The sequence below is a fragment of the Thermodesulfovibrio sp. 3907-1M genome, from assembly GCF_040450955.1.
GTDB classification, from domain to species: domain Bacteria; phylum Nitrospirota; class Thermodesulfovibrionia; order Thermodesulfovibrionales; family Thermodesulfovibrionaceae; genus Thermodesulfovibrio; species Thermodesulfovibrio autotrophicus.
The window spans coordinates 1,297,329-1,317,722 of the sequence record NZ_CP144373.1; the positions used below are offsets into that span (position 1 = coordinate 1,297,329).

The 20,394-nt window shown below is 35.8% G+C and carries 17 protein-coding genes, 1 tRNA gene and 1 pseudogene; 10 read left to right on the forward strand and 9 right to left on the reverse strand.

Going from position 1 to position 20,394, the window contains the following annotated elements; all coding sequences use genetic code 11:
• Window positions 1-16: 16 nt before the first annotated feature.
• The 7 genes and pseudogenes from V4D30_RS06720 (at window position 17) to V4D30_RS06750 (ending at window position 7,942) form a co-directional block, all read left to right on the forward strand.
• Window positions 17-2,437: a TIGR03936 family radical SAM-associated protein gene (locus V4D30_RS06720; RefSeq protein ID WP_353683555.1), complete on the forward strand. Its 2,421-nt coding sequence runs from the start codon at window positions 17-19 to the stop codon at window positions 2,435-2,437.
• Entirely contained in the window at window positions 2,434-3,933 is a 1,500-nt protein-coding gene (locus tag V4D30_RS06725; protein ID WP_353685162.1) for an Rne/Rng family ribonuclease, read from the forward strand. Before V4D30_RS06720 ends, V4D30_RS06725 begins: the two co-directional genes overlap by 4 nt.
• Window positions 3,934-3,935: 2 nt before the next feature.
• Window positions 3,936-4,139, forward strand: a pseudogene (locus tag V4D30_RS06730) ((Fe-S)-binding protein); the annotation flags it as partial.
• Between the two features lie 24 nt (window positions 4,140-4,163).
• Entirely contained in the window at window positions 4,164-5,072 is a 909-nt protein-coding gene (locus V4D30_RS06735) for a (Fe-S)-binding protein (RefSeq protein ID WP_353685163.1), read from the forward strand.
• Window positions 5,056-5,829 carry a YkgJ family cysteine cluster protein gene (locus V4D30_RS06740; RefSeq protein WP_353683556.1) on the forward strand — a complete coding sequence of 258 codons (774 nt, stop codon included), beginning with the start codon at window positions 5,056-5,058 and terminating at the stop codon, window positions 5,827-5,829. Before V4D30_RS06735 ends, V4D30_RS06740 begins: the two co-directional genes overlap by 17 nt.
• Complete coding sequence (gene fsa / locus V4D30_RS06745; protein WP_353683557.1) at window positions 5,826-6,470, forward strand: fructose-6-phosphate aldolase; 645 nt, start codon at window positions 5,826-5,828, stop codon at window positions 6,468-6,470. Before V4D30_RS06740 ends, fsa begins: the two co-directional genes overlap by 4 nt.
• 14 nt (window positions 6,471-6,484) lie before the next feature.
• The gene (locus tag V4D30_RS06750; protein WP_353683558.1) at window positions 6,485-7,942 is read left to right on the forward strand and encodes a DegQ family serine endoprotease; all 1,458 of its coding nucleotides are present in this window, start codon (window positions 6,485-6,487) and stop codon (window positions 7,940-7,942) included.
• Here the strand turns inward: V4D30_RS06750 and V4D30_RS06755 are convergent.
• Genes V4D30_RS06755 through V4D30_RS06790 form a run of 8 tightly spaced genes read right to left on the reverse strand, consistent with a single transcriptional unit; the run spans window position 7,913 to window position 15,945 of the window.
• Window positions 7,913-8,458: a hypothetical protein gene (locus V4D30_RS06755; protein WP_353683559.1), complete on the reverse strand. Its 546-nt coding sequence runs from the start codon at window positions 8,456-8,458 to the stop codon at window positions 7,913-7,915. The genes V4D30_RS06750 and V4D30_RS06755 overlap by 30 nt on opposite strands.
• A gap of 1 nt (window position 8,459) precedes the next feature.
• Window positions 8,460-9,284: an AAA family ATPase gene (locus tag V4D30_RS06760; RefSeq protein ID WP_353683560.1), complete on the reverse strand. Its 825-nt coding sequence runs from the start codon at window positions 9,282-9,284 to the stop codon at window positions 8,460-8,462.
• A gap of 2 nt (window positions 9,285-9,286) precedes the next feature.
• Window positions 9,287-10,498: a type II secretion system F family protein gene (locus V4D30_RS06765; protein WP_353683561.1), complete on the reverse strand. Its 1,212-nt coding sequence runs from the start codon at window positions 10,496-10,498 to the stop codon at window positions 9,287-9,289.
• Complete coding sequence (locus tag V4D30_RS06770; RefSeq protein WP_353683562.1) at window positions 10,495-12,135, reverse strand: ATPase, T2SS/T4P/T4SS family; 1,641 nt, start codon at window positions 12,133-12,135, stop codon at window positions 10,495-10,497. The genes V4D30_RS06765 and V4D30_RS06770 overlap by 4 nt, the downstream gene beginning before the upstream one ends.
• Complete coding sequence (mshL, locus tag V4D30_RS06775; RefSeq protein ID WP_353683563.1) at window positions 12,132-13,748, reverse strand: pilus (MSHA type) biogenesis protein MshL; 1,617 nt, start codon at window positions 13,746-13,748, stop codon at window positions 12,132-12,134. Before mshL ends, V4D30_RS06770 begins: the two co-directional genes overlap by 4 nt.
• Window positions 13,724-14,152: a hypothetical protein gene (locus tag V4D30_RS06780; RefSeq protein ID WP_353683564.1), complete on the reverse strand. Its 429-nt coding sequence runs from the start codon at window positions 14,150-14,152 to the stop codon at window positions 13,724-13,726. The genes mshL and V4D30_RS06780 overlap by 25 nt, the downstream gene beginning before the upstream one ends.
• Window positions 14,136-14,570 (reverse strand): hypothetical protein, encoded by a 435-nt coding sequence (locus V4D30_RS06785; protein WP_353683565.1) that lies wholly within the window; start codon window positions 14,568-14,570, stop codon window positions 14,136-14,138. Before V4D30_RS06785 ends, V4D30_RS06780 begins: the two co-directional genes overlap by 17 nt.
• Window positions 14,571-14,628: 58 nt before the next feature.
• Window positions 14,629-15,945, reverse strand: a complete 1,317-nt coding sequence (locus V4D30_RS06790; RefSeq protein WP_353683566.1) for a hypothetical protein — start codon at window positions 15,943-15,945, stop codon at window positions 14,629-14,631.
• 121 nt (window positions 15,946-16,066) lie between these two features.
• Here V4D30_RS06790 and V4D30_RS06795 point away from each other — a divergent pair, with 121 nt between their 5' ends.
• The gene (locus V4D30_RS06795) at window positions 16,067-17,290 is read left to right on the forward strand and encodes a bifunctional 3,4-dihydroxy-2-butanone-4-phosphate synthase/GTP cyclohydrolase II (protein WP_353683567.1); all 1,224 of its coding nucleotides are present in this window, start codon (window positions 16,067-16,069) and stop codon (window positions 17,288-17,290) included.
• Here the strand turns inward: V4D30_RS06795 and V4D30_RS06800 are convergent.
• Window positions 17,291-17,363, reverse strand: a tRNA-Arg gene (locus V4D30_RS06800). It abuts the gene before it with no gap.
• 35 nt (window positions 17,364-17,398) lie between these two features.
• Here V4D30_RS06800 and guaB point away from each other — a divergent pair.
• Both guaB and guaA read left to right on the forward strand, forming a co-directional pair.
• Window positions 17,399-18,859, forward strand: a complete 1,461-nt coding sequence (guaB, locus tag V4D30_RS06805) for an IMP dehydrogenase (RefSeq protein ID WP_353683568.1) — start codon at window positions 17,399-17,401, stop codon at window positions 18,857-18,859.
• A gap of 1 nt (window position 18,860) precedes the next feature.
• Window positions 18,861-20,393 carry a glutamine-hydrolyzing GMP synthase gene (gene guaA / locus V4D30_RS06810; protein WP_353683569.1) on the forward strand — a complete coding sequence of 511 codons (1,533 nt, stop codon included), beginning with the start codon at window positions 18,861-18,863 and terminating at the stop codon, window positions 20,391-20,393.
• Window position 20,394 lies beyond the last annotated feature (1 nt).

Below are 20,394 nucleotides of genomic sequence, written 5' to 3' on the forward strand. Positions count from 1 at the left end.
CTGTTTTAATTAAATAATGAATCTTCTTTATTTTGAAAAACCTACAAGATACATAAATCACGAGATTAATGCTGTTTACAAAGAAGGTAACCTAATCAGGTTTGCCCTCTGTTTTCCCGATGTTTATGAGATAGGAATGTCTCATCTTGGCTTAAAAATTCTTTATCATATTTTAAACAGCCTTCCCGATGTTTATGCTGAAAGGGTTTTCTCTCCATGGATTGATATGCAGGATTATATGTTAAAAAACGGTGTTCCTTTATGCTCGCTTGAGACAAAAACTCCTCTTAAAGATTTTGATATTGTAGGTTTTTCCCTTCAGTATGAACTTGCCTATCCAACTGTCCTCAGCATGCTTGAGCTTGGTAGAATTCCATTGAGATGGCATGATAGAATGAGTAGTGACTGTCCAGTTGTAATTGCTGGAGGTCCATGCGCTGTTAATCCTTTACCACTATCGGAGTTTATTGATGTCTTTTTAATTGGAGAAGCTGAAGAGGCAATTCAGGAATTCATTACAGTATTTGGCGAATGGAAAAAATCAAATTCTTCAAAGGAATCTCTTTTAAAAGCAATATCAGAGATAGAGGGTTTTTATGTGCCCTATGCTGGCAAAAAAATTGTTAAAAGAAGATTTGTCAATGACTTAGACAATGCTCCTTTTCCTAATGCTCCTGTTGTTCCCTATGCGAAAATTGTTCATGACAGAGTCTCTATTGAAGTCTCCAGAGGATGTCCCTCAGGATGCAGATTCTGTCAGGCAGGTTTTATTTACAGACCTTTGAGATTCAGAAGCCCCCAGAAAGTCCTTGAAATTGCAGAAAGTCTAATAAAAAATACAGGTTATGAAGAACTCTCCCTTCTCTCATTCAGCATAGGACACTATCCTTGTTTAACTGAGCTTGTTAAAGATTTAAATCAACGGTTTTCAGAAAAAGCAGTTGCTGTGTCCCTTCCTTCAATAAGAGCTGACAGGATAACAAAGGATTTACTTCAGGCAATTAAATCAGCAAGAAAAACAGGATTTACAATTGCACCTGAAGCTGCCACTCAGAGACTTCGCAGTGTTATCAATAAAAATATATCTGATGAAGATATTGAGAGAGCCTGTAGTCTTCTCTTTGAAGAAGGCTGGCAGAGTATAAAGCTTTACTTCATGATAGGACTTCCCACTGAAACAGCGGAAGACATACAAGAAATTGTTAATCTCACAAGGAAGATAATAAAAACTGCAAAAAAATACACAAAAAAATTTATTGAGATAAATGTTACTGTATCTCCCTTTATCCCCAAGCCTCATACGCCCTTTCAATGGCTTGGACAGATTAGTTTTGACGAAATGGTAAAAAAGCTTGATTTTATAAGAGAAGCTTTTCATAAGAGTAAAATCCACTACAAAGGACATAATCCCCGAATGAGCGTTCTTGAAGCTGCTTTATCAAGGGGAGATGAAAAAACCGCAGAAGCATTATACAGAGCATGGCTCAATGGAGAAAGGCTGAGTGCATGGTCTGATTTATTTGACTTCGGTAGATGGCTCAAAGCTATGGATGAAACAGGGATTGATTTATTTAACTATGCAAATAAAGAGTTTTCTCCTGAAGAGGCTCTACCATGGGATTTCATCGATACAGGGGTGAAAAAGGAGTTTCTTAAAAGAGAGTTAAGGAGAGCACTTAATCTTGAATCTTCAGTGGAATGCACTTTGAAGTGTGAAGGATGTGGATTAATATGCTCTTCAAAAGGAATTAATAAGGAGGGGCTCGGAATAACTGAGAAAGCTTGGAGTAAGAACTTTTACGGCACAATGAATGATAGCAAAGCTCCTCAAACTTACTTAACAGTGAGGTTCTCTCATAGAAAAACAGGATTAATGAAATACCTTTCTCAGCTTGAACTAAGCAATCTTCTTACAAGAGCATTGAGAATGGCGGAAATTCCCTTTATTGTTTCAAAGGGATTTCATCCAAAGCCTGAGATTTCCTTTGGTCCTTCACTGCCTGTGGGAGTGGAAAGCGAAAAGGAGTATTTTGATTTAAAGATTTCTACTGAATTCAAACATGAACATATTGAAAGATTAAATAAAATTTTGCCTGAAGGATTAAAAATAATTGAAGTAAAAACAATTCCACAGGGAATTCCTTCTCTTAGTTCCTTTATTCAGCGATACAGGTATATTGTTCAACTGGAAGAAGAGTTTATGTGTGATAAAATAGAGAAATTAACAATAAAAAGAGAAGGTAAACTTCTTTCTGTAAAGGATTTTTTAGAGGAAATTCAAATAAATGGCAAACAAGTATGTATAATAGTAAGAGATTCTACTGATAAAGCAAGAATTTCTGAAATAGTAGAGGCTGTTTTTGGCAAGCCTCTTAAAGAGTTAAAAATAAAAAGAGTAGCCATGTATGGCTTTAAGGGAGGATGGATAGAGCCTTGAGCAGTGAGCTTTTAATAAATGTAACAAAACAGGAATGCAGAGTTGCTCTTCTTGAAGGAGGTCAGGTCGTTGAGTTTTACATTGAAAGAAAGGGTGATTCAAGCTATGTGGGGAACATTTATAAAGGCAGAGTTGTAAAGGTTCTGAAAGGTATGCAGGCATGTTTTGTTGATATAGGACTTGATAAGGCAGCATTTCTTTATGTTGATGACATAAGAGGTGGAATTAAAGAGCTTTATCCTTTTTTGGAAAGCGATGAAGAAACAGAGATTGCAAAAATTGACTTTAAAGATATCTCGATAGAAGAGCTTGTTCAGGAAGGACAGGAAATACTTGTCCAGGTTGCAAAGGATCCAATGGGAACTAAAGGAGCAAGGGTTACATCAAGAATTACACTTCCCGGTAGATATGTTGTCCTTATGCCTGGAATGGAACATATTGGAATATCAAGAAAAATAGAGGATGAAGAAAAAAGAAAACAATTGAAAGAACTAGCAGCAAAAATTAAACCATCAGGATTTGGATTAATTATGAGAACTGTAAGTGAAAATGCCACTGAAGAAGAGATTCAGAAGGATATAGATTTTCTCTTTCTTTTGTGGGACAATATTCAAAAGAAAAAAGATAAAGCTCATGCACCTTCATTAATTCACAGTGAATTTGATCTCGTCTTAAGAAGTCTTAGAGATTTTATGACCCAGGATGTGGATCGGATGATAATCGACAGTTATGTGGAATGGCAGAGACTCAGGGAGTTTGCTCAGGTTTATTTCCCAAGACTGACAGACAAAATTGAACTTTATGATGGAGAAGAGCCAATATTTGATGCCTTTGGAATAGAGGTTGACCTTGAAAGAGCACTTCACCGCAAGATTTGGCTTAAGTCTGGAGGATACATCGTTATTGACCAAACAGAGGCAATGACAGTAATAGATGTAAACACCGGTAAGTTTGTTGGCAAAGAAAATCTTGAAGATACAATTCTCAGAACAAATCTTGAAGCAGTTAAAGAAATTGCCTATCAGATAAGACTAAGAAATCTTGGAGGAATTATATTGATTGACTTTATAGATATGGAAAAGGAGGAAAATAAACAAAAAATCATAAATGCCATGATAGAGGCTATGAAGAAAGACAGAGCAAAAACAACAATTTACAACATTACAGAGTTGGGAATAGTTCAGATGACAAGAAAAAGAACAAGAGAAAGCCTCGAACACATTCTTTGTGACAGTTGTCCCTATTGCGAAGGAAAAGGAAGAATAAAAAGCACAAGAACTGTAGCATATGAAATTCTGAGAAAACTGAAATTCATGCCAGTTCCTCAAGGAACAGAGCTTACAGTAACTGCAAACACTGCTGTTGCAGATCTGCTTACTGATGAAGAGAGAGACTCAATTGAGGAGATTGAAAATACCAAAAAAATAAGAATTACAATTAAAAAGGACATGATGCTACATCAGGAAAACTACTTAATTCACAAAAACTTACCATAAAAATGGATTTTCTCACAGAATGCAATAAGTGCGGAAAATGTAAAGAATCGTGCCCCAGCTATCAGGTTTTTCTTAATGAATCCTTCTGTCCAAGAGGAAGGCTGAGGCTTATTGAGGCTCTACAGGAAAATGAAATAACCTGTGAGGAATCTTTTAAAAAGAGAATCTTTAGCTGCCTTCTTTGTGGAAACTGTGAAAATTTATGTCCTTTGAATGTAAATGTAACTAGTATGATATATAAAACAAGAGCAATGGCAAAGAAAGGATTTTTACAATATTTGTTTAGGTATTTCTCCCTTTATCCCGGTATATTTTTCTCTATTTTTTCCATCATGAATCGTTTTAAAAACCTTTTGAAAACAAAAAATTTACCTTACCTCAACAGATTTCCCACGCTGAATATTAAACAGCAATCCAGTTTTCTCCAGGTTTACAGTAAATTAAAACCTAGAGGAAGAATAGCACTTTTTTCAGGATGCTCATCACAGTATTTAATGCCCTCAATCACTGAAGCTTTAATTTACATTTTAAACTGGTTAAACTATGAAGTAATTGTGCCTAAACAGCACTGCTGTGGTGCACCACTTTTAAGTGCAGGTTTTGAAAAAGAGGCAAAAAAACTTGCCAGAAAAAATCTTGAAATCTATAAATCTTTCAACATTGACGGTATAATCACTCCATGTCCAACTTGTGCTCACTTTATTAGAGATGTGTATAAAGAAATTACTGGAGAAGGACTTAATGTACTGAAGTTTGCAGATTTATTTGAAGAAAATCTGAAGGAGTTCAAAGGAGACGACAGAAGTAATGTTTTTTTCCATATTTCCTGCCATACATCTAACTATGTTAATGATTCTGATAAGACATTGAAATTACTTAAAAAATTTGGAATTAATGCGGAGAAAAAAACAGGATGTTGCGGTTTTGGAGGGCTTTTTTCTTTTCTATTTGAAAAACAATCTATGGATATTCTGAGAAAAAAAGTTTTAGAATATGAAAAGGCAGATATGATAATAAGTTCATGTCCAAATTGCATAATTCAGTTTAAATCAGCCATGAAGGATAAAAAAATACTTCATTATGCAGAGGTAATTCAAAAAATATTATTTAAAGGAGAAAAATATGGAAGAGCCCTTTGAAATAATTTTACCCGATGGAACAGTTTATAAGCCAAGAAAAGAGTCTGTGGTTCAGGGTTATGATTCTGATGGGAAACCAAAGAAAATGAAGTTTTCAGTGAAAACAGAATGTGAAAGATGTGGAGAATGCTGTAGAAGAGACACTCCTGTAATTCTTAAGGAGGATATTGAGCTTTTTAAAAAAGGTATCATAACTGAAAAGGAGATTTACACCATAAGAGAAGGTGAAAAGATTCGCTCTTTTATTGATGGTGATACCTATTATTCGTCAATGGAATTGATAAAACTCCGTCCTATCTTTGGAAGTTCTACATGCATTTTTTATGATCCTCACGAGGGATGCTCAATTTATGAGATGAGACCCACTGTATGCAGGGAATTTGAATGCTGGAGTCAGAACATTGCAATCACAGGTCTTGAGTCAAGAAGACTTACAAGAGATGACCTTTTTGGAAGTATTGATATTATTAGAGAAGCCATAAACAAACATGAAGAAAAATGCTCTCTCAATAAATTTAATGATATTGTGGAAGAATTTGTCTCTGGCAAAGAAGAAAACTTTGAAAAAATTGTTGAGATGATTTTATATGATACTGCCATAAGGAATTGGGCAAAAGAAAAACTGGAGATTCAGGATGATGTCCTGCCTCTGCTTTTTGGCAGATCTCTTATGGAAATTGCCACACTTTATAGAGTTTTGATAGAGAAGGAAGGAGAAAATTTTATAATTAAAGTTATGGAGGAGGCAGAAGAATGAAGTTCTTCATTGACACAGCCAATGTGGAAGAAATCAAAAAAGCATGGGAATCTGGAGTTATTGACGGAGTGACAACAAATCCTTCACTTATTGCAAAGGAAAAGCGAGAACCAGTGTCTCTTCTTAAAGAAATATGCCAGATCGTAGATGGTCCTGTGAGCGCTGAAGCAGTATCTCTTAATTTTGATGATATGGTTAAAGAGGCTTATGAGTTAAGCAAAATTCATACAAATATTGTTATCAAAATTCCTATGACTGAAGATGGGCTTAAGGCAGTAAGAAAGCTTTCTCAGGAAGGGATAAAAACCAATGTAACCCTTGTTTTTTCACCAATGCAGGCACTTTTAGCAGCAAAGGCTGGAGCTACATATGTAAGTCCCTTTGTGGGAAGACTTGATGACATAAGTCACTTTGGAATGGAACTTATAAGGGACATTCAGATCATCTTTGAAAACTATGATTTTGAAACTCAGGTAATTGTTGCAAGCATTCGCAATCCCCTGCATGTCCTTGAAGCAGCAAGAATTGGTGCGCACATTGCCACTATTCCCTATTCTGTAATAAAACAGCTTATTAAACATCCTTTAACTGACATTGGTATTGAGAGATTTCTACAGGATTGGGAAAAAATCAAAAAATAAAGGAGGAGTAAAGAATGAGGAAAAATAAAAAGATTCTTTTTTCCGCTGTCCTTTTTCTTTTAATAGGTATTACCATCGGACTGGTAATTGCTTCAAGATTTGACCTGCAGAGCAAAGGATTTTCAGAGGACTATCAGATTTCTAAGGAATCTCAGGAGCTTTTAACAAAAATCAGCAATGCCATGGCAGAGGTTATTCAGGCTGTAAGACCTTCTGTAGTAAATATTTACACAACGAAAAAAATCAAAAGACCAGGAATTCCTTTTCCTTTTGATGACCCTTTTTTCAGAAGATTCTTTGGTGAGGAGTTTGGCGACATGTTTGAAAGACCAAGAGAATATACTCAAACCGCACTTGGTTCAGGAGTAATCGTTGATCCATCAGGATACATTCTTACAAACTATCATGTCATTAAAGGAGCTGATGAAATCAAGGTAAAGCTTTATGATAAAAGGGTTTTTGATGGAACAGTGATTGGTTATGATGCAAAAACCGATATTGCAGTGATAAAAATAAAGGCAGACGGCTTGCGTGCCATCAAATGGGGAGACTCTGACAAACTTAAGGTTGGTGAAACAGTAATTGCAATTGGTAATCCCTATGGGCTTAATCTTACTGTGACAAGCGGAATTGTAAGTGCTACTGGAAGAGCCAATGTGGGAATATCCGATTATGAAGATTTTATTCAGACAGATGCTGCAATTAACCCTGGAAATTCAGGTGGTCCTCTGGTTAATGTGAGAGGTGAGCTTGTTGGTATAAATACTGCCATATTCAGCACCACAGGAGGATATCAAGGAATAGGATTTGCAATTCCAAGTAACATGGCAAAGACTGTTATGGATAGCCTTATCAAACATAAAAAGGTAATCCGTGGATGGCTTGGAGTAACAGTTCAGGATTTAGATACAGAAATGGCAAAGGCAGCAAAACTTAAAGAAGTAAAAGGTGCTGTTGTTACAGATGTTCAGGAAGGAAGCCCGGCTGAAAAAGCTGGACTCATGAGAAAAGACATTATAATCAGCTTTGACGGTAAAGAAGTTGAAGATTCAGCCCATCTAAGAAACATGGTAGTAAACACTCCTCCGGGGAAAACAGTAAATATGGAGATAGTAAGAAACGGAAAACATCACAGTGTCACTGTTACCATAGGTGAGCTTCCAGCAGCACAGCAGCTCTCTCAGGCAGAATCTGTTCTGGCAGGTATTTCTGTTGATAATCTGACAAATAAACTGAGAAGTGAGCTTAATGTTCCTAAGAAAATCAATGGAGTTGTTATAACATCAATTGATCCCAATTCTCCTGCTGAAGGACTTCTTCAGAAAGGAGATGTTATCATGGAGATTAACAATGAAAAAATCAACAATGTTAAAGACTTTATGAGAGTTGCGAAAAAAGCTCAGAATGAAGCTATTGTGTGGTTTTACAGAAACGGAAGAGTATCATACATCACCCTTAGTATAAGAGAGTGATTGAAAGAAGGAGTTTAGCATCTGCTGTCTTAAATAAAGCATTTTGTTAAATGTGTTTGAAAATTCTCTAAAGGCACGAGGAGGTGCTGTTTCCATCTCCTGTAAAAGCTCTTTACAAAAATACCAGTTACATCTAAGAGGTCTCAAATAACGAGGAATTTTACATCCCTTTTCTGTAAGAAGATAGCATGGTTCTTTTTCTTTGAGATTTCTTTCAGGAAGAGGAAATTTTTCTCTCAAAGCCAGAATATAGATAAGATCATCATATTCATAGCGACTGTTTTTGTTAAGACAGCAGATGTTAATACAGTTTGAACAAACCTTTTTAGCGTAAATTTCAACAAAGGGATCAACTTTTAAAATTAGGTTTTTAACTTCATTTGCCAGAGCCTTTGTTTGCTCAAAAACTTCAGGAAAATTCACAAAAAGCGAGTCAAGCCCATCTACAAGTTTTTTTAATTCGTCAATTTTATTCCAGAGAAGTTCTATTTTCTCAGTCAGACAAAACTGTTGCATTTTACAGATGAAGATGTTTTAAAACAAATTTTACATAGGATTTTTTTATTTTATATGAATTTTTAATATATCCAACCATCAATGCCCTTGAACATATTAGATTTATAACTCTTGGAATTCCCTTTGATGCTTTATATATTCTCCTTATAGCTGATTTTTTAAAATAAACAGGGCTTTCTACTGCACTCTTAAGCCTAAAATTTATATATTCACCAACTTCTTCCTTTGTCAAAGGAGACAGTCTAACCTTGAGACTTATTCTCTGATTTATCTGTGAGTACTTTGGTTTTGACAGAATATCCTCAAAATAGGGTTGAGCAAAAAGAATAATCTGAATAAGTTTTTCCTTTTCTGTTTCAATATTTGAAAGGTGTTTTATTTCAGTGAGAGTCTCCTCAGGCATATCCTGTGCTTCATCAATTATGAGAAGATTTTTATATCCTGAAAGTTTTTTATTTCTAAGATATTCTGAGAGAAATTCAACCATTGAAAGCTTGCTTTGAAACTTATTTAAATCAATTGAACTATCCTCGGCACTTATCTTCTCAATTATTCCTTTAAGCAATTCCTGAGGAGTAAGTGAAGAGTTATAAATAACAACTGGCAGAATGTTTTCTTCCTTAAAGTTTCTTAAAACTTTCCTTATAAGTGTTGTTTTACCCGTGCCTGGATAACCTGTAACGAGCATAAATCCTTCACCTTTCTGAATAAGATATTTAATAGATTCAAGAGCTTCCATATGGCTCTTTGAAGGATAAAAGAAATCAGGATCTGGAGTAATTCCAAAGGGATCTTCTTTAAGTTTGTAAAACTCAAAATACTCCACAGCTATCTCCCGAGTTTTGATATTAAATCATATACAGGACTTAAAAGACTTATAAAAATCACAGTAAAGAAAAGCCCAATAAATAAAATCATTACAGGCTCTATTATTTTGCCGAGTCTTGTAGAGTATTCCTGAAGTTTTGATGTATAGTAATTATTCAAAAATCTAAGCTGCTCATCAAGATTTCCTGAAGTCTCGCCAGTGTCTATAAGCCTTATTGCCATTGGAGGAAAAATTTTCTGTTCTTTAAGAGATTGTGAAATTCTTTCTCCTGTAATGATTTTTTCTTTTGCATTATTTATTGCCTTTTTCATTATTTCATTATTAACAACTTCTGCTGTCATTTCCAGGGCATTGTCTATTGGCACTCCTGTTACTGTAAGAATACGCAGCTGCTCTGCAAAGAGAGCAACTGCTCTATTGTAAAATATCTCTTTTATTATGGGCAATTTAAAAGAAAGAAAGTCTCTCATCCACTTCAATTTTTTATTTTTCTTAATCACAGGCATGGAAAAAATTAAAATTAAAGGGAAAACAGGTAAAAGGTAAAAAAACTTTGTCAGTAACCCTCCGATCTGAACCAGAATTTGCGTAATAAAAGGAATCTTAACTCCTATACCCTGCATGGCATTTACAATTTTTGGTAGAACATAAACAAGCCAGAAGCAAACAGCACCAAAGGAAACTGAGGTGGCAAATATGGGATAAATAAGGGCTCTTTTTATTGCTGTTCTTAAGTCTTCAATTCTTTGAAAATAATCTGCTATCTCATTAAGGCTACTGTCAAGTCTTCCTGTTTCCTCTCCAATTTTTATGAGATACTGAACCACAGGAGGGAAAACTTCCCTGTGCATTGATATTGCCTCATTAAAAGGCATTCCATTTTCAATCATTTCTTTCATATCCAGGACAATTCTTTTAAATCTCTCCTTTGTTATATTTTCAGCAATGTCTGCAAGAGCTACAGTAAGAGGGACTCCTGCTTTAAGCATTATTGAGAGGTTTCTGGCAAATTCAATTAACTGAACATTTTTTACCCTGCCTGAAAAAAGATTTATAAGAGGTGAAAAAATTCTGGGTATTTCTGATACAGATAGAATATAAATATTTTTCATTGCAAGAATGTTCATGGCATCTGTGTAACTGTCTGCTTTAACAAACCCTTTAAAAACTTTGCCTTCCTCAGTAACTGCCCTGTATATAAAAATGCTCATCCTACCACCCTTTCAACTTCTTCAAAAGTGGAGACTCCTTCCGCAATCTTTTTTAATCCGTCAATTTTAAGTGGAATCATGCCCTGCTGAACTGCTGCTTCTGTGAGAGCATTAAAGGAAGCTCCTTCATAAATCATATCTCTAATCTTTTCATTTACTGTCATAAGCTCTCCTATGGCTACTCTTCCTAAATAGCCAGTGTTTCTGCACATTTTACAGCCTTTACCATAATAGATTCTGTCAGGATTCATGTTAAAGGAAGCAAAAATCTCTTTTTCTCTTTCTTTTAAATCTCTTGATGTTTTACAGAAAGGGCATATTTTTCTTATAAGTCTCTGACTGAGGACAGCAAGCAGAGATGAACTAAGAAGAAATCTATCAGCACCGAGGTCAAAAAGTCTTGGAATAGAACTCACTGCATCAGAAGTATGAAGAGTGCTCAAAACAAGATGCCCTGTAATTGATGCTCTTATTGCAATGCGTGCTGTTTCCTCATCACGAATCTCACCAAGAAGAATTATATCAGGATCATGTCTCATAAAGTTTCTTCCAGCAAGAGCAAAGTCATATCCTATTTTTTCATTCACTTCACTTTGTTTTACAAAAGAGATTCTGTATTCAACAGGATCTTCAATGGTGATAACACTTCTCTGAAGCCTGTTAATTTCTCTTATTAATGCATAAAGGGTTGTACTCTTTCCAGCACCTGTAGGTCCGACAACAAGAATTATGCCATTGGGTTTTTTAATAAGAGCTTTAAGGCTTGAAAAAAGAGCCTCACTGAAGCCGAGTTTTGGAAGGTTATAAAACTCCTCTGAACCACCAAAAAGCAATCTAAGGACAACGCTTTCTCCTTCTACTGTGGGAATGGTTGATACTCTTACTTCATATTTCTTTCCTATAAAAGAGAAAATAAATGAGCCATCCTGAGGAAGCCTCTGCTCTGCTATATCAAGTCTTGAAAGAATCTTTATTCTTGATACAATTCCTGTATGCATTGACTTTGGAAGAAAGTAACCTTCAGTAAGAATTCCATCAACTCTGTAACTGATTGTTAAAACACCAGCATTAACATTTATATGTATGTCTGTTGCACCTCTTCTTATTCCCTCTGCTAATAAAGCATCCACAATTCGTGGAAAACGATCAGGAGGAGTTACTCCTGTTGTTAGAGTTACATTTATTGCTTCTTCTATAATCTTTTCTGTTGGATTTTCCAGAAAATAGTAAGCCTTTTCAAGTGTATCTATGAAGCTATCTTCATCTGTAAGATAGGGTTTTGCTCTTTTCCCTGTGATTGATCTTACTTTATCAAGAGCAACGATGTTGCTTGGATCAGTAACGGCTATTCTGACAACTCCATCTGCTTCTTCAATGGGAAGAAATCTTGCTGTTTCAGTAACATCCTTTGGAAATTTTTTAAGAATATCTGAGTCAATTGGATACTGCTTGATATCTATATATTCAAGTCCATGTTGAACTGCAAGAACTTCTGCAAGCTCTGAAGATGTAATAAATCCAAGTGATGTTAAACATTTTCCGAGAACTTGCCCCGTGATTTTCTGAACATTAAGAGCTATGCTTAGTTCCTGTTCGGTTATTAAATTTTTTTCTAATAAAAGATCACCAAGCCTCATTGGGGAATAATCCTTGGCTGTAAAAGTATCACAAGCTCTGTATTTGTCTCTTCCTTGTCTTTACTTTTAAAAAGTTCACCTACTACAGGAATGTCTCCTAAAAGGGGCATTTTATTTTCTGAGAGACTCTCTTCTTTTTTAATCATCCCACCAATTATTATAATCTCTCCATCCTTTACTTTAACTGTTGTGCTGAGTTCTCTTAAATCAACGCTGGGAAGCTGAATTGTTGTTTGAGCCTCTGAAGAACCAAAAGTTGCAGACCTCATTTCTATAAGCTTTGAAACTATCGGAGTAATTGTAAGAGAAATTTCTCCATTGTCATCAATGTAAGGAACTATACCAATTATGAGTCCTGAAAGAAGATTGCCTGTTTCCACTGTATAAGTTATAATTGGTGAACCTGTCCCGGATGTTGTAACATTGCTCTGAGCTTTTGATATAAATGAGTAATTTCTTCCCACTGTAAAAAGAGAAGTCTGTCCATTCATTATACTTACGCGAGGATTTGAAAGGGTTCTCACATCTCCAAACTGTCCAAGAGCCTTAATTAAAGCTGAGAAATCCTTTATAGCCGTTGTTGTCAATGAGAACTTCGCAGCGGAATAGGGAGTATCAGGACCTATTACATTTGTAAAGCCTGATGTCTGAGCACCAATGTTCCAGTTATGTGTGCCATGACTCCACTCTCTTAAGAAAGACCAATCAATTCCGTATTTTAAAGATTTTGAAAGTGCTACTTCTATAACTTTGGCTTCTATAAGAACCTGCCTTGCCATTACCTTTTTCACTGTTTCAAGATACTCTTCAACTTTTCTCATATTTTTCTTTGTTGCTGTAACCATCACTGTTCCTGTCATCCTATTTATTACATAGTTTTCGCGACTACCTCCCACAGTGGCTTGAACTGGACCTCCTGGGACTGCTGGAGAAACTATTTGAGGTGCAGATGTTCCAAGAATTGTAGAAAGTGCTTTTTCTATTGAATCCCAGAACTTATATGCCGTATCATCTGTTTTTTCAGATTTTGATACATTTCCCTTAAGTATAGTTGCCCCTGTCCCTGCTGTAGCGCCTGTTGTTCCTGCGGTGCTTGTTGTTGTACCCGGCAGCTGGCCTGTTACTCCACCAAGAATATCTCCACCCACATCTGTTGAATAATTCTGTTGAATGGGGATTGTACTCAGATGAAATATTCTTGTATCAGTGTCTTTTACAAGAAGCATGTTTCTTTCAATTTTATAGAAATAATCAGTGGAGGAAAAAACAGCATCAAGAGCATCCTTCAGTGTTACATTACTTAAAACCAGTGTTATTGGAACATTTGGGTCTACACCTTTTTCAATAACCAAATTTAAACCAGCATCTTTACATAAAACAAGCAAAATATCTCTCATCGGAGTCTGTCTCGCGTTTACAGAAACCCTTTTCATCTTAAGTGGAGTTATATCCTCCTGCTCTATTCTGAAGTCTGGAGAAACTTCTTTTTTTACCGTTTCTTCCTTCTTAGGAAACTCAATCTGAGGAATCTTTATCTCTCCTTTCATCTCCATACTGCTACAGGCATGGAGCATTAAAAAAAGCAATATTAATAATTTTCCAGCTTTAACCATTTCAATTCTCCTTTTTTGTCTTTAATCAAAACCCTGTTTTTGAAAATGCCTTTTATCTGGTATCCATTAATAATATCCCCTTCCTTTACGATAGAGTTTCCTATCACAGCATACTTATTCCTACCTTCATAGATAAATGATAGCACAGGAAGTGGAATTTCTGTAACTGTTGATTTTTCAAGCTTTTTTTCATTCTCTGCTATTTTTGATGTTTCAAAAGGATTGTTTAAACTATATCCGAGGAAACGAATTTTCTCTTTAATTGTTATCTCCGGTAGGGCATACTCTGAGATATTTTTTTCAAAGGGAGTAACAAATGAGGGAGGTTTGATTTTCAAAGAAAGCCCTAAAAACAAAAAAGAAACTATAAAAATAGCAATGGATATCTTAAACTCTTTTATCATCTTCCTGATAAATTAACTTTAATTCTGTTTTGATATCAATACCTATTGAATTGCCCTTTTGAGAAATTGAGATTGATTTAATGAAAATAAAAGGATATCCAGTTTCCTCAAGAAAGCTTAACAAATCAGTAAATCTACTCCAGGAAGTTTCCGCTTTCAAGCTCATATCAAGACTTAATTGTTTTTGTTCCTTTGTCATCTTTGATATCTCTATATTAATTTCAGGGAATTTTGCTTTTAAACTATCAATAAACTGGGCTGCCAGAATTTCTGCGCTTTTCTTTTCAGGTATACTGATGCTTTCAAGAGTTTTCTTTAATCTAATGCTCTGGTTTATCTTATGCTCTAATTTCTTTATAAATGCAGCATCTTCTTTAATAGATTTTTCTGTTTTATCAAGATAAATTAAGGCAGACAAAAGAATCATGACAATAGCGTAAAGGCATGATAAGAAAAAAATTTTTTTGCTTATTTTTTTACTGTAAAATTCCCGGATGCTCATAAACTGCGTTTAGGCTCAGCTCTCCTTTTGTAATATCCCAGTTTTCACTGGTAATTTTAAAACCTTTCTCAGAAAGAGATGATTTAAAATTCAAATAAAAGCTTTGTCTTTCAGAAAAACTTTTTCCAGTGCTCTTTCCTTTTATTTTTATCTCTGGTTTTTCAGAATTCAGTATCTCTAAAGAATCCAGCTGAATCAAGCCTGTTTTGGACTGAGAAATATTCATAATAATATATCTCGTATCAATCATGGAATTTCTTTTGTTTTGCAATTCAACAAAAGGTTTTAACTCGGTTTCAAATTTTTTCATAATTTGTTGAACATTGACAAACTCTTGCTCATGCTGCAGTATATATTGCCTTTGAGAGAGCAATGAACTGTAGAGGGATTTTAATCTGTAAAAATACTCCAGATTATAGACTGATAAAATCACAGCAGTTATTATAAGAAAAAAGCCTGCATAGTTTAAATATTTCGTTGTTTTTTTAAATCTTCTGTAGGACTTAGGTAGAATGCTTCTCTTTTTTAAGCTTTCTTCAAACAATACCATGCTCAAAGGCAATGTATATTCTTGTGTTTCTAGCAATACTGATAAAAATCTATGAGGAAGAATAAGTCCTGAAACTTCCTTATGTTTTGTGCCAATAAAAATAATCTCCTCAGGAGTTACCCTTAAATTCTGGATTGCGTAGTTCACTGTCATATTGATATTCATTATATCTTCCTCTGCTAAATCCTCGCTTCCTTCAAACTCTCTCATAAGAAGCATCTCAGATTTCTCAAAAATGAATAAAAATCTTGATTTTCCAGAAATAAAGCATACTACTTTATTTTTTTCTGCAAGCTGTGAGTCAGAATTTATGAGAGAAATTAAAGGAACATGCATTGGATAAAGAGCTTTTATATTAACCTTTGCTTCTATTAATTCCTCAATGAATTGATAGGAAGACTCAGGTACCACATAACATCTTATCCAGCTTCTTGCCTCAGTCTCGTATTTTTCATAAATAAATGAAAATTGCTGCAACGATGGATATCTTTTTCTTATTTCATTAAATGTCAACTTTTCAAGAATTTTTTTCTTTTCAGGAATTTGAAAAGGTAAAGAAAATTTAAATGTGTATAGATCTGAAAAGGAAACTGAAATATACAACTCTTTTATTGAATTTTCTTTAACGAAGTCAAAAATCTCATCCCGAGAAAATTCTGAAAATTCGGCATTTTCAATTCCTTTTTTAGGTATAACAGCTTTTACAATATTTCCCTCTATACTGAGATAAACCTTTTTCATTATTAAAAATTATACCATAGTTCAAGATACTCAAAAAATTCTTAGGCTTTTAATTTAAACCTCGCAAAAACTTTTCAAATTTTGATATATTAAAAATTAATCCTCAGAGGAGGGAGTAGAAATGACTCTAAAAAAAGAGACATTCAAATTTAACACAATAGAGGAAGTTCTTGAAGACGTAGCTCAGGGAAAAATGATCATACTTGTTGATGATGAAGATAGAGAAAATGAGGGAGACCTCTTTATAGCAGCAGAAAAGGTCACACCTGAAGCAATAAACTTTATGGCAAAGTATGCCAGAGGTTTAATATGCTTAGCTTTAACTCCTGAAAGGGTTGAAGAATTGAAACTTCCCATGATGGTGGACATAAATGAAACTCCGCATCAAACAGCCTTTACTGTATCAATTGAAGCGAGGAGAGGTGTAACCACAGGAATTTCAGCCCATGACAGAGCTCACACAATTCTTACTGCAATTGATCCAAAAACAAAACCTGAAGACCTCGTAAAACCCGGTCATGTTTTTCCATTGAGAGCTCAAAAAGGTGGAGTTCTTAAGAGAGCAGGACACACTGAAGGAGCTGTTGATCTTGCTCGTCTTGCAGGGCTTTATCCAGCAGGTGTTATATGCGAGATTATGAATGAAGATGGAACAATGGCAAGAGTTCCACAATTGATGGAGTTTGCTAAAAAACACGGACTTAAGATTACGACAATTAAAGACCTCATCAGATACAGAATGAGAAATGAAACCCTCGTAAGAAGAGTTGCAACAGTTCAACTTCCCACAGACTACGGTGAGTTTAAAGCAATAGCATATACTACTTTAATAGATGACAAAGTTCATCTTGCACTTGTAAAAGGAGAGATTAAACCAGGCGATGAAGTCCTTGTGAGGGTTCACTCAGAATGCTTAACCGGTGATGTATTTCTGTCAAAAAGATGTGACTGCGGTTCACAGCTTCACAGAGCACTGGAAATGATTGAAGAGGCAGGAAAAGGAGTGCTTCTTTACATGAGGCAGGAAGGAAGAGGAATTGGTCTTCTGAATAAGTTAAAAGCCTATGAATTACAGGAGAAGGGCTATGATACTGTGGAAGCCAATATAAAACTTGGCTTTAAACCAGATCTGAGAGACTACGGAGTGGGAGCTCAGATTTTAGTTGACCTCGGTATAAGAAAAATGAGACTTATGACAAACAATCCCCGTAAGATTGTAGGATTGGAAGGTTATGGACTTAAAGTTGTGGAAAGAGTTCCCATTGAAATTAAACCAAATGAAAATAACAAATGCTATTTAAAAACAAAGAAGGAAAAGCTTGGACACATTTTGACAAAAGTATAATGCGCCTGAGAGGATTTGAACCTCCGACCTCGGGGTCCGGAGCCCCACGCTCTCTCCACTGAGCTACAGGCGCATCTTAAATAAATTATAACAAAAAGGAGTTATCAAATGAGAGAAAGTGAAATCCCTTTAGGCTTAACCTTTGATGATGTGTTACTTGTTCCTGCAAAATCAGATGTTGTTCCTGCTGAGGTGGATGTAACAACTTACTTCACTCCAAATATAAAGCTTAACATTCCTATAGTCAGTGCTGCAATGGATACAGTTACAGATGCAAATCTTGCAATAGCCATTGCAAGAGAAGGAGGCATTGGAGTAATTCACAGAAACATGTCTCCTGAAAAACAGGCAATGGAAGTGGATAAGGTAAAAAAATCAGAAAGTGGAATGATTGTTGATCCAATAACAATCGGGCCTGATGCTCCAATATCAGAGGCTTTAGCCTTAATGGAGAGATACAGAATTTCAGGCGTTCCTGTAACTGTTAATGGAAAACTTGTAGGCATAATAACAAACAGAGACCTCAAGTTTGAAAGGGATTTTACAAGAAAGGTTGAAGAAGTAATGACAAAGGAAAGACTTATCACAGCTCCTGTTGGAATAACTCTTGAAGAGGCACAGGAAATTCTTCACAGATACAAGATAGAGAAGCTTCCAATTGTGGACGAAAACTTCAATCTCAAAGGATTGATAACCATAAAAGACATTGAAAAAAGAAGAAAATATCCAAATGCCTGCAAAGACCATCTTGGAAGACTCAGAGTTGCTGCAGCAGTAGGAGTTGGTGAACCTGCTATTTATAGAGCAGAATTGCTCGTTAAAGCCGGTGTAGATGCAATTGTAATTGACACAGCTCATGGACACAGCAAAGGCGTGATTGAAACACTGAAAGAACTTAAAAGGAGATTTGACATTGATGTGGTTGCAGGCAACATTGCAACAGCAGAGGCTGCAGAGGAGCTCATTCAGGCAGGTGCTGACGCAGTAAAAGTAGGAATTGGACCGGGCTCCATATGCACAACCCGTATTGTTGCCGGGGCAGGAGTTCCACAGCTTACCGCAATTATGAACTGTTATTCTGTTACATCAAAATATAACATACCTCTTATTGCCGATGGTGGTATAAAATACTCAGGAGATATTACAAAAGCTCTTGCAGCAGGGGCTCACTGCGTTATGATTGGAAGCCTATTTGCAGGAACAGATGAAGCACCCGGTGAAATAATACTTTATCAGGGAAGAAGTTATAAAACGTACAGAGGCATGGGCTCTATTGGTGCCATGCAGGAAGGTTCCCGTGACAGATACAGACAGGAAGCTGTATCTCCTGAAAAGCTCGTCCCTGAAGGAGTTGAAGGAAGAGTTCCTTACAGAGGACCTCTTGCAAAAAGCGTTCATCAACTTGTTGGAGGGCTTAAATCAGGAATGGGATACTGCGGTTGTAGAAACCTTGAGGAACTAAGAACTAAAGCAAGATTTATCAAAATTACCAATGCTGGATTAAGAGAGAGCCATGTTCACGATGTTACAATAACAAGAGAATCACCAAACTACTGGGTTGAAGACTGATATGGAAGAAATTATAGTAATTGACTTTGGCTCCCAATATACTCAGCTTATTGCGAGAAGGATAAGAGAGTTTAATGTTTATTCTGAAATAATTCCCTGTAACGCTTCCTTTAATGAAATAAAAAAAAGAAAACCAGCGGGAATTATTCTTTCTGGTGGACCTGCAAGTGTTTATGAAGAAGGTGCACCATCTATTGATAAAGAAATATTTAATCTTGGCATACCAGTTCTTGGAATATGCTATGGAATGCAGCTTATTACCCATCTTCTTGGTGGAAAGGTTTCAAGGGCTCAGAAAAGGGAATATGGTAAAGCTGTTTTAAAAATTGAAGATTTTTCTGATATTTTCAGCGATGTTGCTCGGGAAACAGTGGTCTGGATGAGTCATGCTGATAGAATCACAGAAATGCCTGAAGGCTTTATAAAGATTGCCCATACTGAAAACTCTCCCTATGCTGCAATGGCTAATAAAGATAAAAAAATATACGCATTACAGTTTCATCCAGAGGTTGTGCATACTGAGGAAGGCAAAAAAATTCTCCATAACTTTGTATTCAAGATATGTGGTTGCCAGCCTTCATGGAACATGCATTCTTTTGTGGAAAGGCAGATAGAGGAAATAAGAAAAAAGGTCGGCTCATATAAAGTTGTCTGTGCTTTAAGTGGAGGAGTGGACTCAACTGTTACAGCAGTTCTGGTTCATCAGGCTATAGGAGATGCTTTAACCTGCATATTCGTTGATAACGGACTTTTAAGGGCTGGTGAGAGGCAAAAGGTTGAAGAGATGCTTAAGAATAATTTTCATATAAATTTAAAAGTAGTTGATGCATCAGAGAGATTTCTTAAAAGGCTTAAAGGAGTGCGTGACCCTGAGAGAAAAAGAAAAATTATCGGTGCAGAGTTTATAAAGATATTTGAAGAAGAAGCTAAAAAAATTGAAGGAGTTAAGTTCTTAGCCCAGGGAACTCTTTATCCCGATGTAATAGAAAGTGTGTCCTTTAAAGGTCCTTCTGCAACCATAAAGAGCCATCACAATGTGGGCGGACTGCTTAAAAGAATGAAGCTCAGATTGATTGAACCTTTAAGAGAGCTTTTTAAGGATGAGGTAAGACAGCTTGGCAGAGAACTTGGAATACCTGATGAGATTTTATACAGACATCCTTTCCCTGGACCTGGGCTTGCTATAAGATGCGTTGGAGAGGTTACCAGTGAAAGGCTTGAAATACTTAGGCAGGCTGACAGAGTTGTTCTTGAAGAGATTAAAAACTCAGGATGGTATAAAAAAGTATGGCAGTCCTTTGCAGTTCTTCTTCCCATAAGAACAGTGGGAGTTATGGGAGATGAAAGAACATACGAGTATGTTATTGCTGTTAGAGCAGTTCACAGTGTTGACGGAATGACAGCAGACTGGGTAAGGCTTCCATATGAATTACTTGAGAGAATTTCAAATAGAATAATCAATGAAGTAAAGGGAGTAAACAGGGTTGTCTATGACATAACTTCAAAGCCACCGGGAACAATTGAGTGGGAATAAA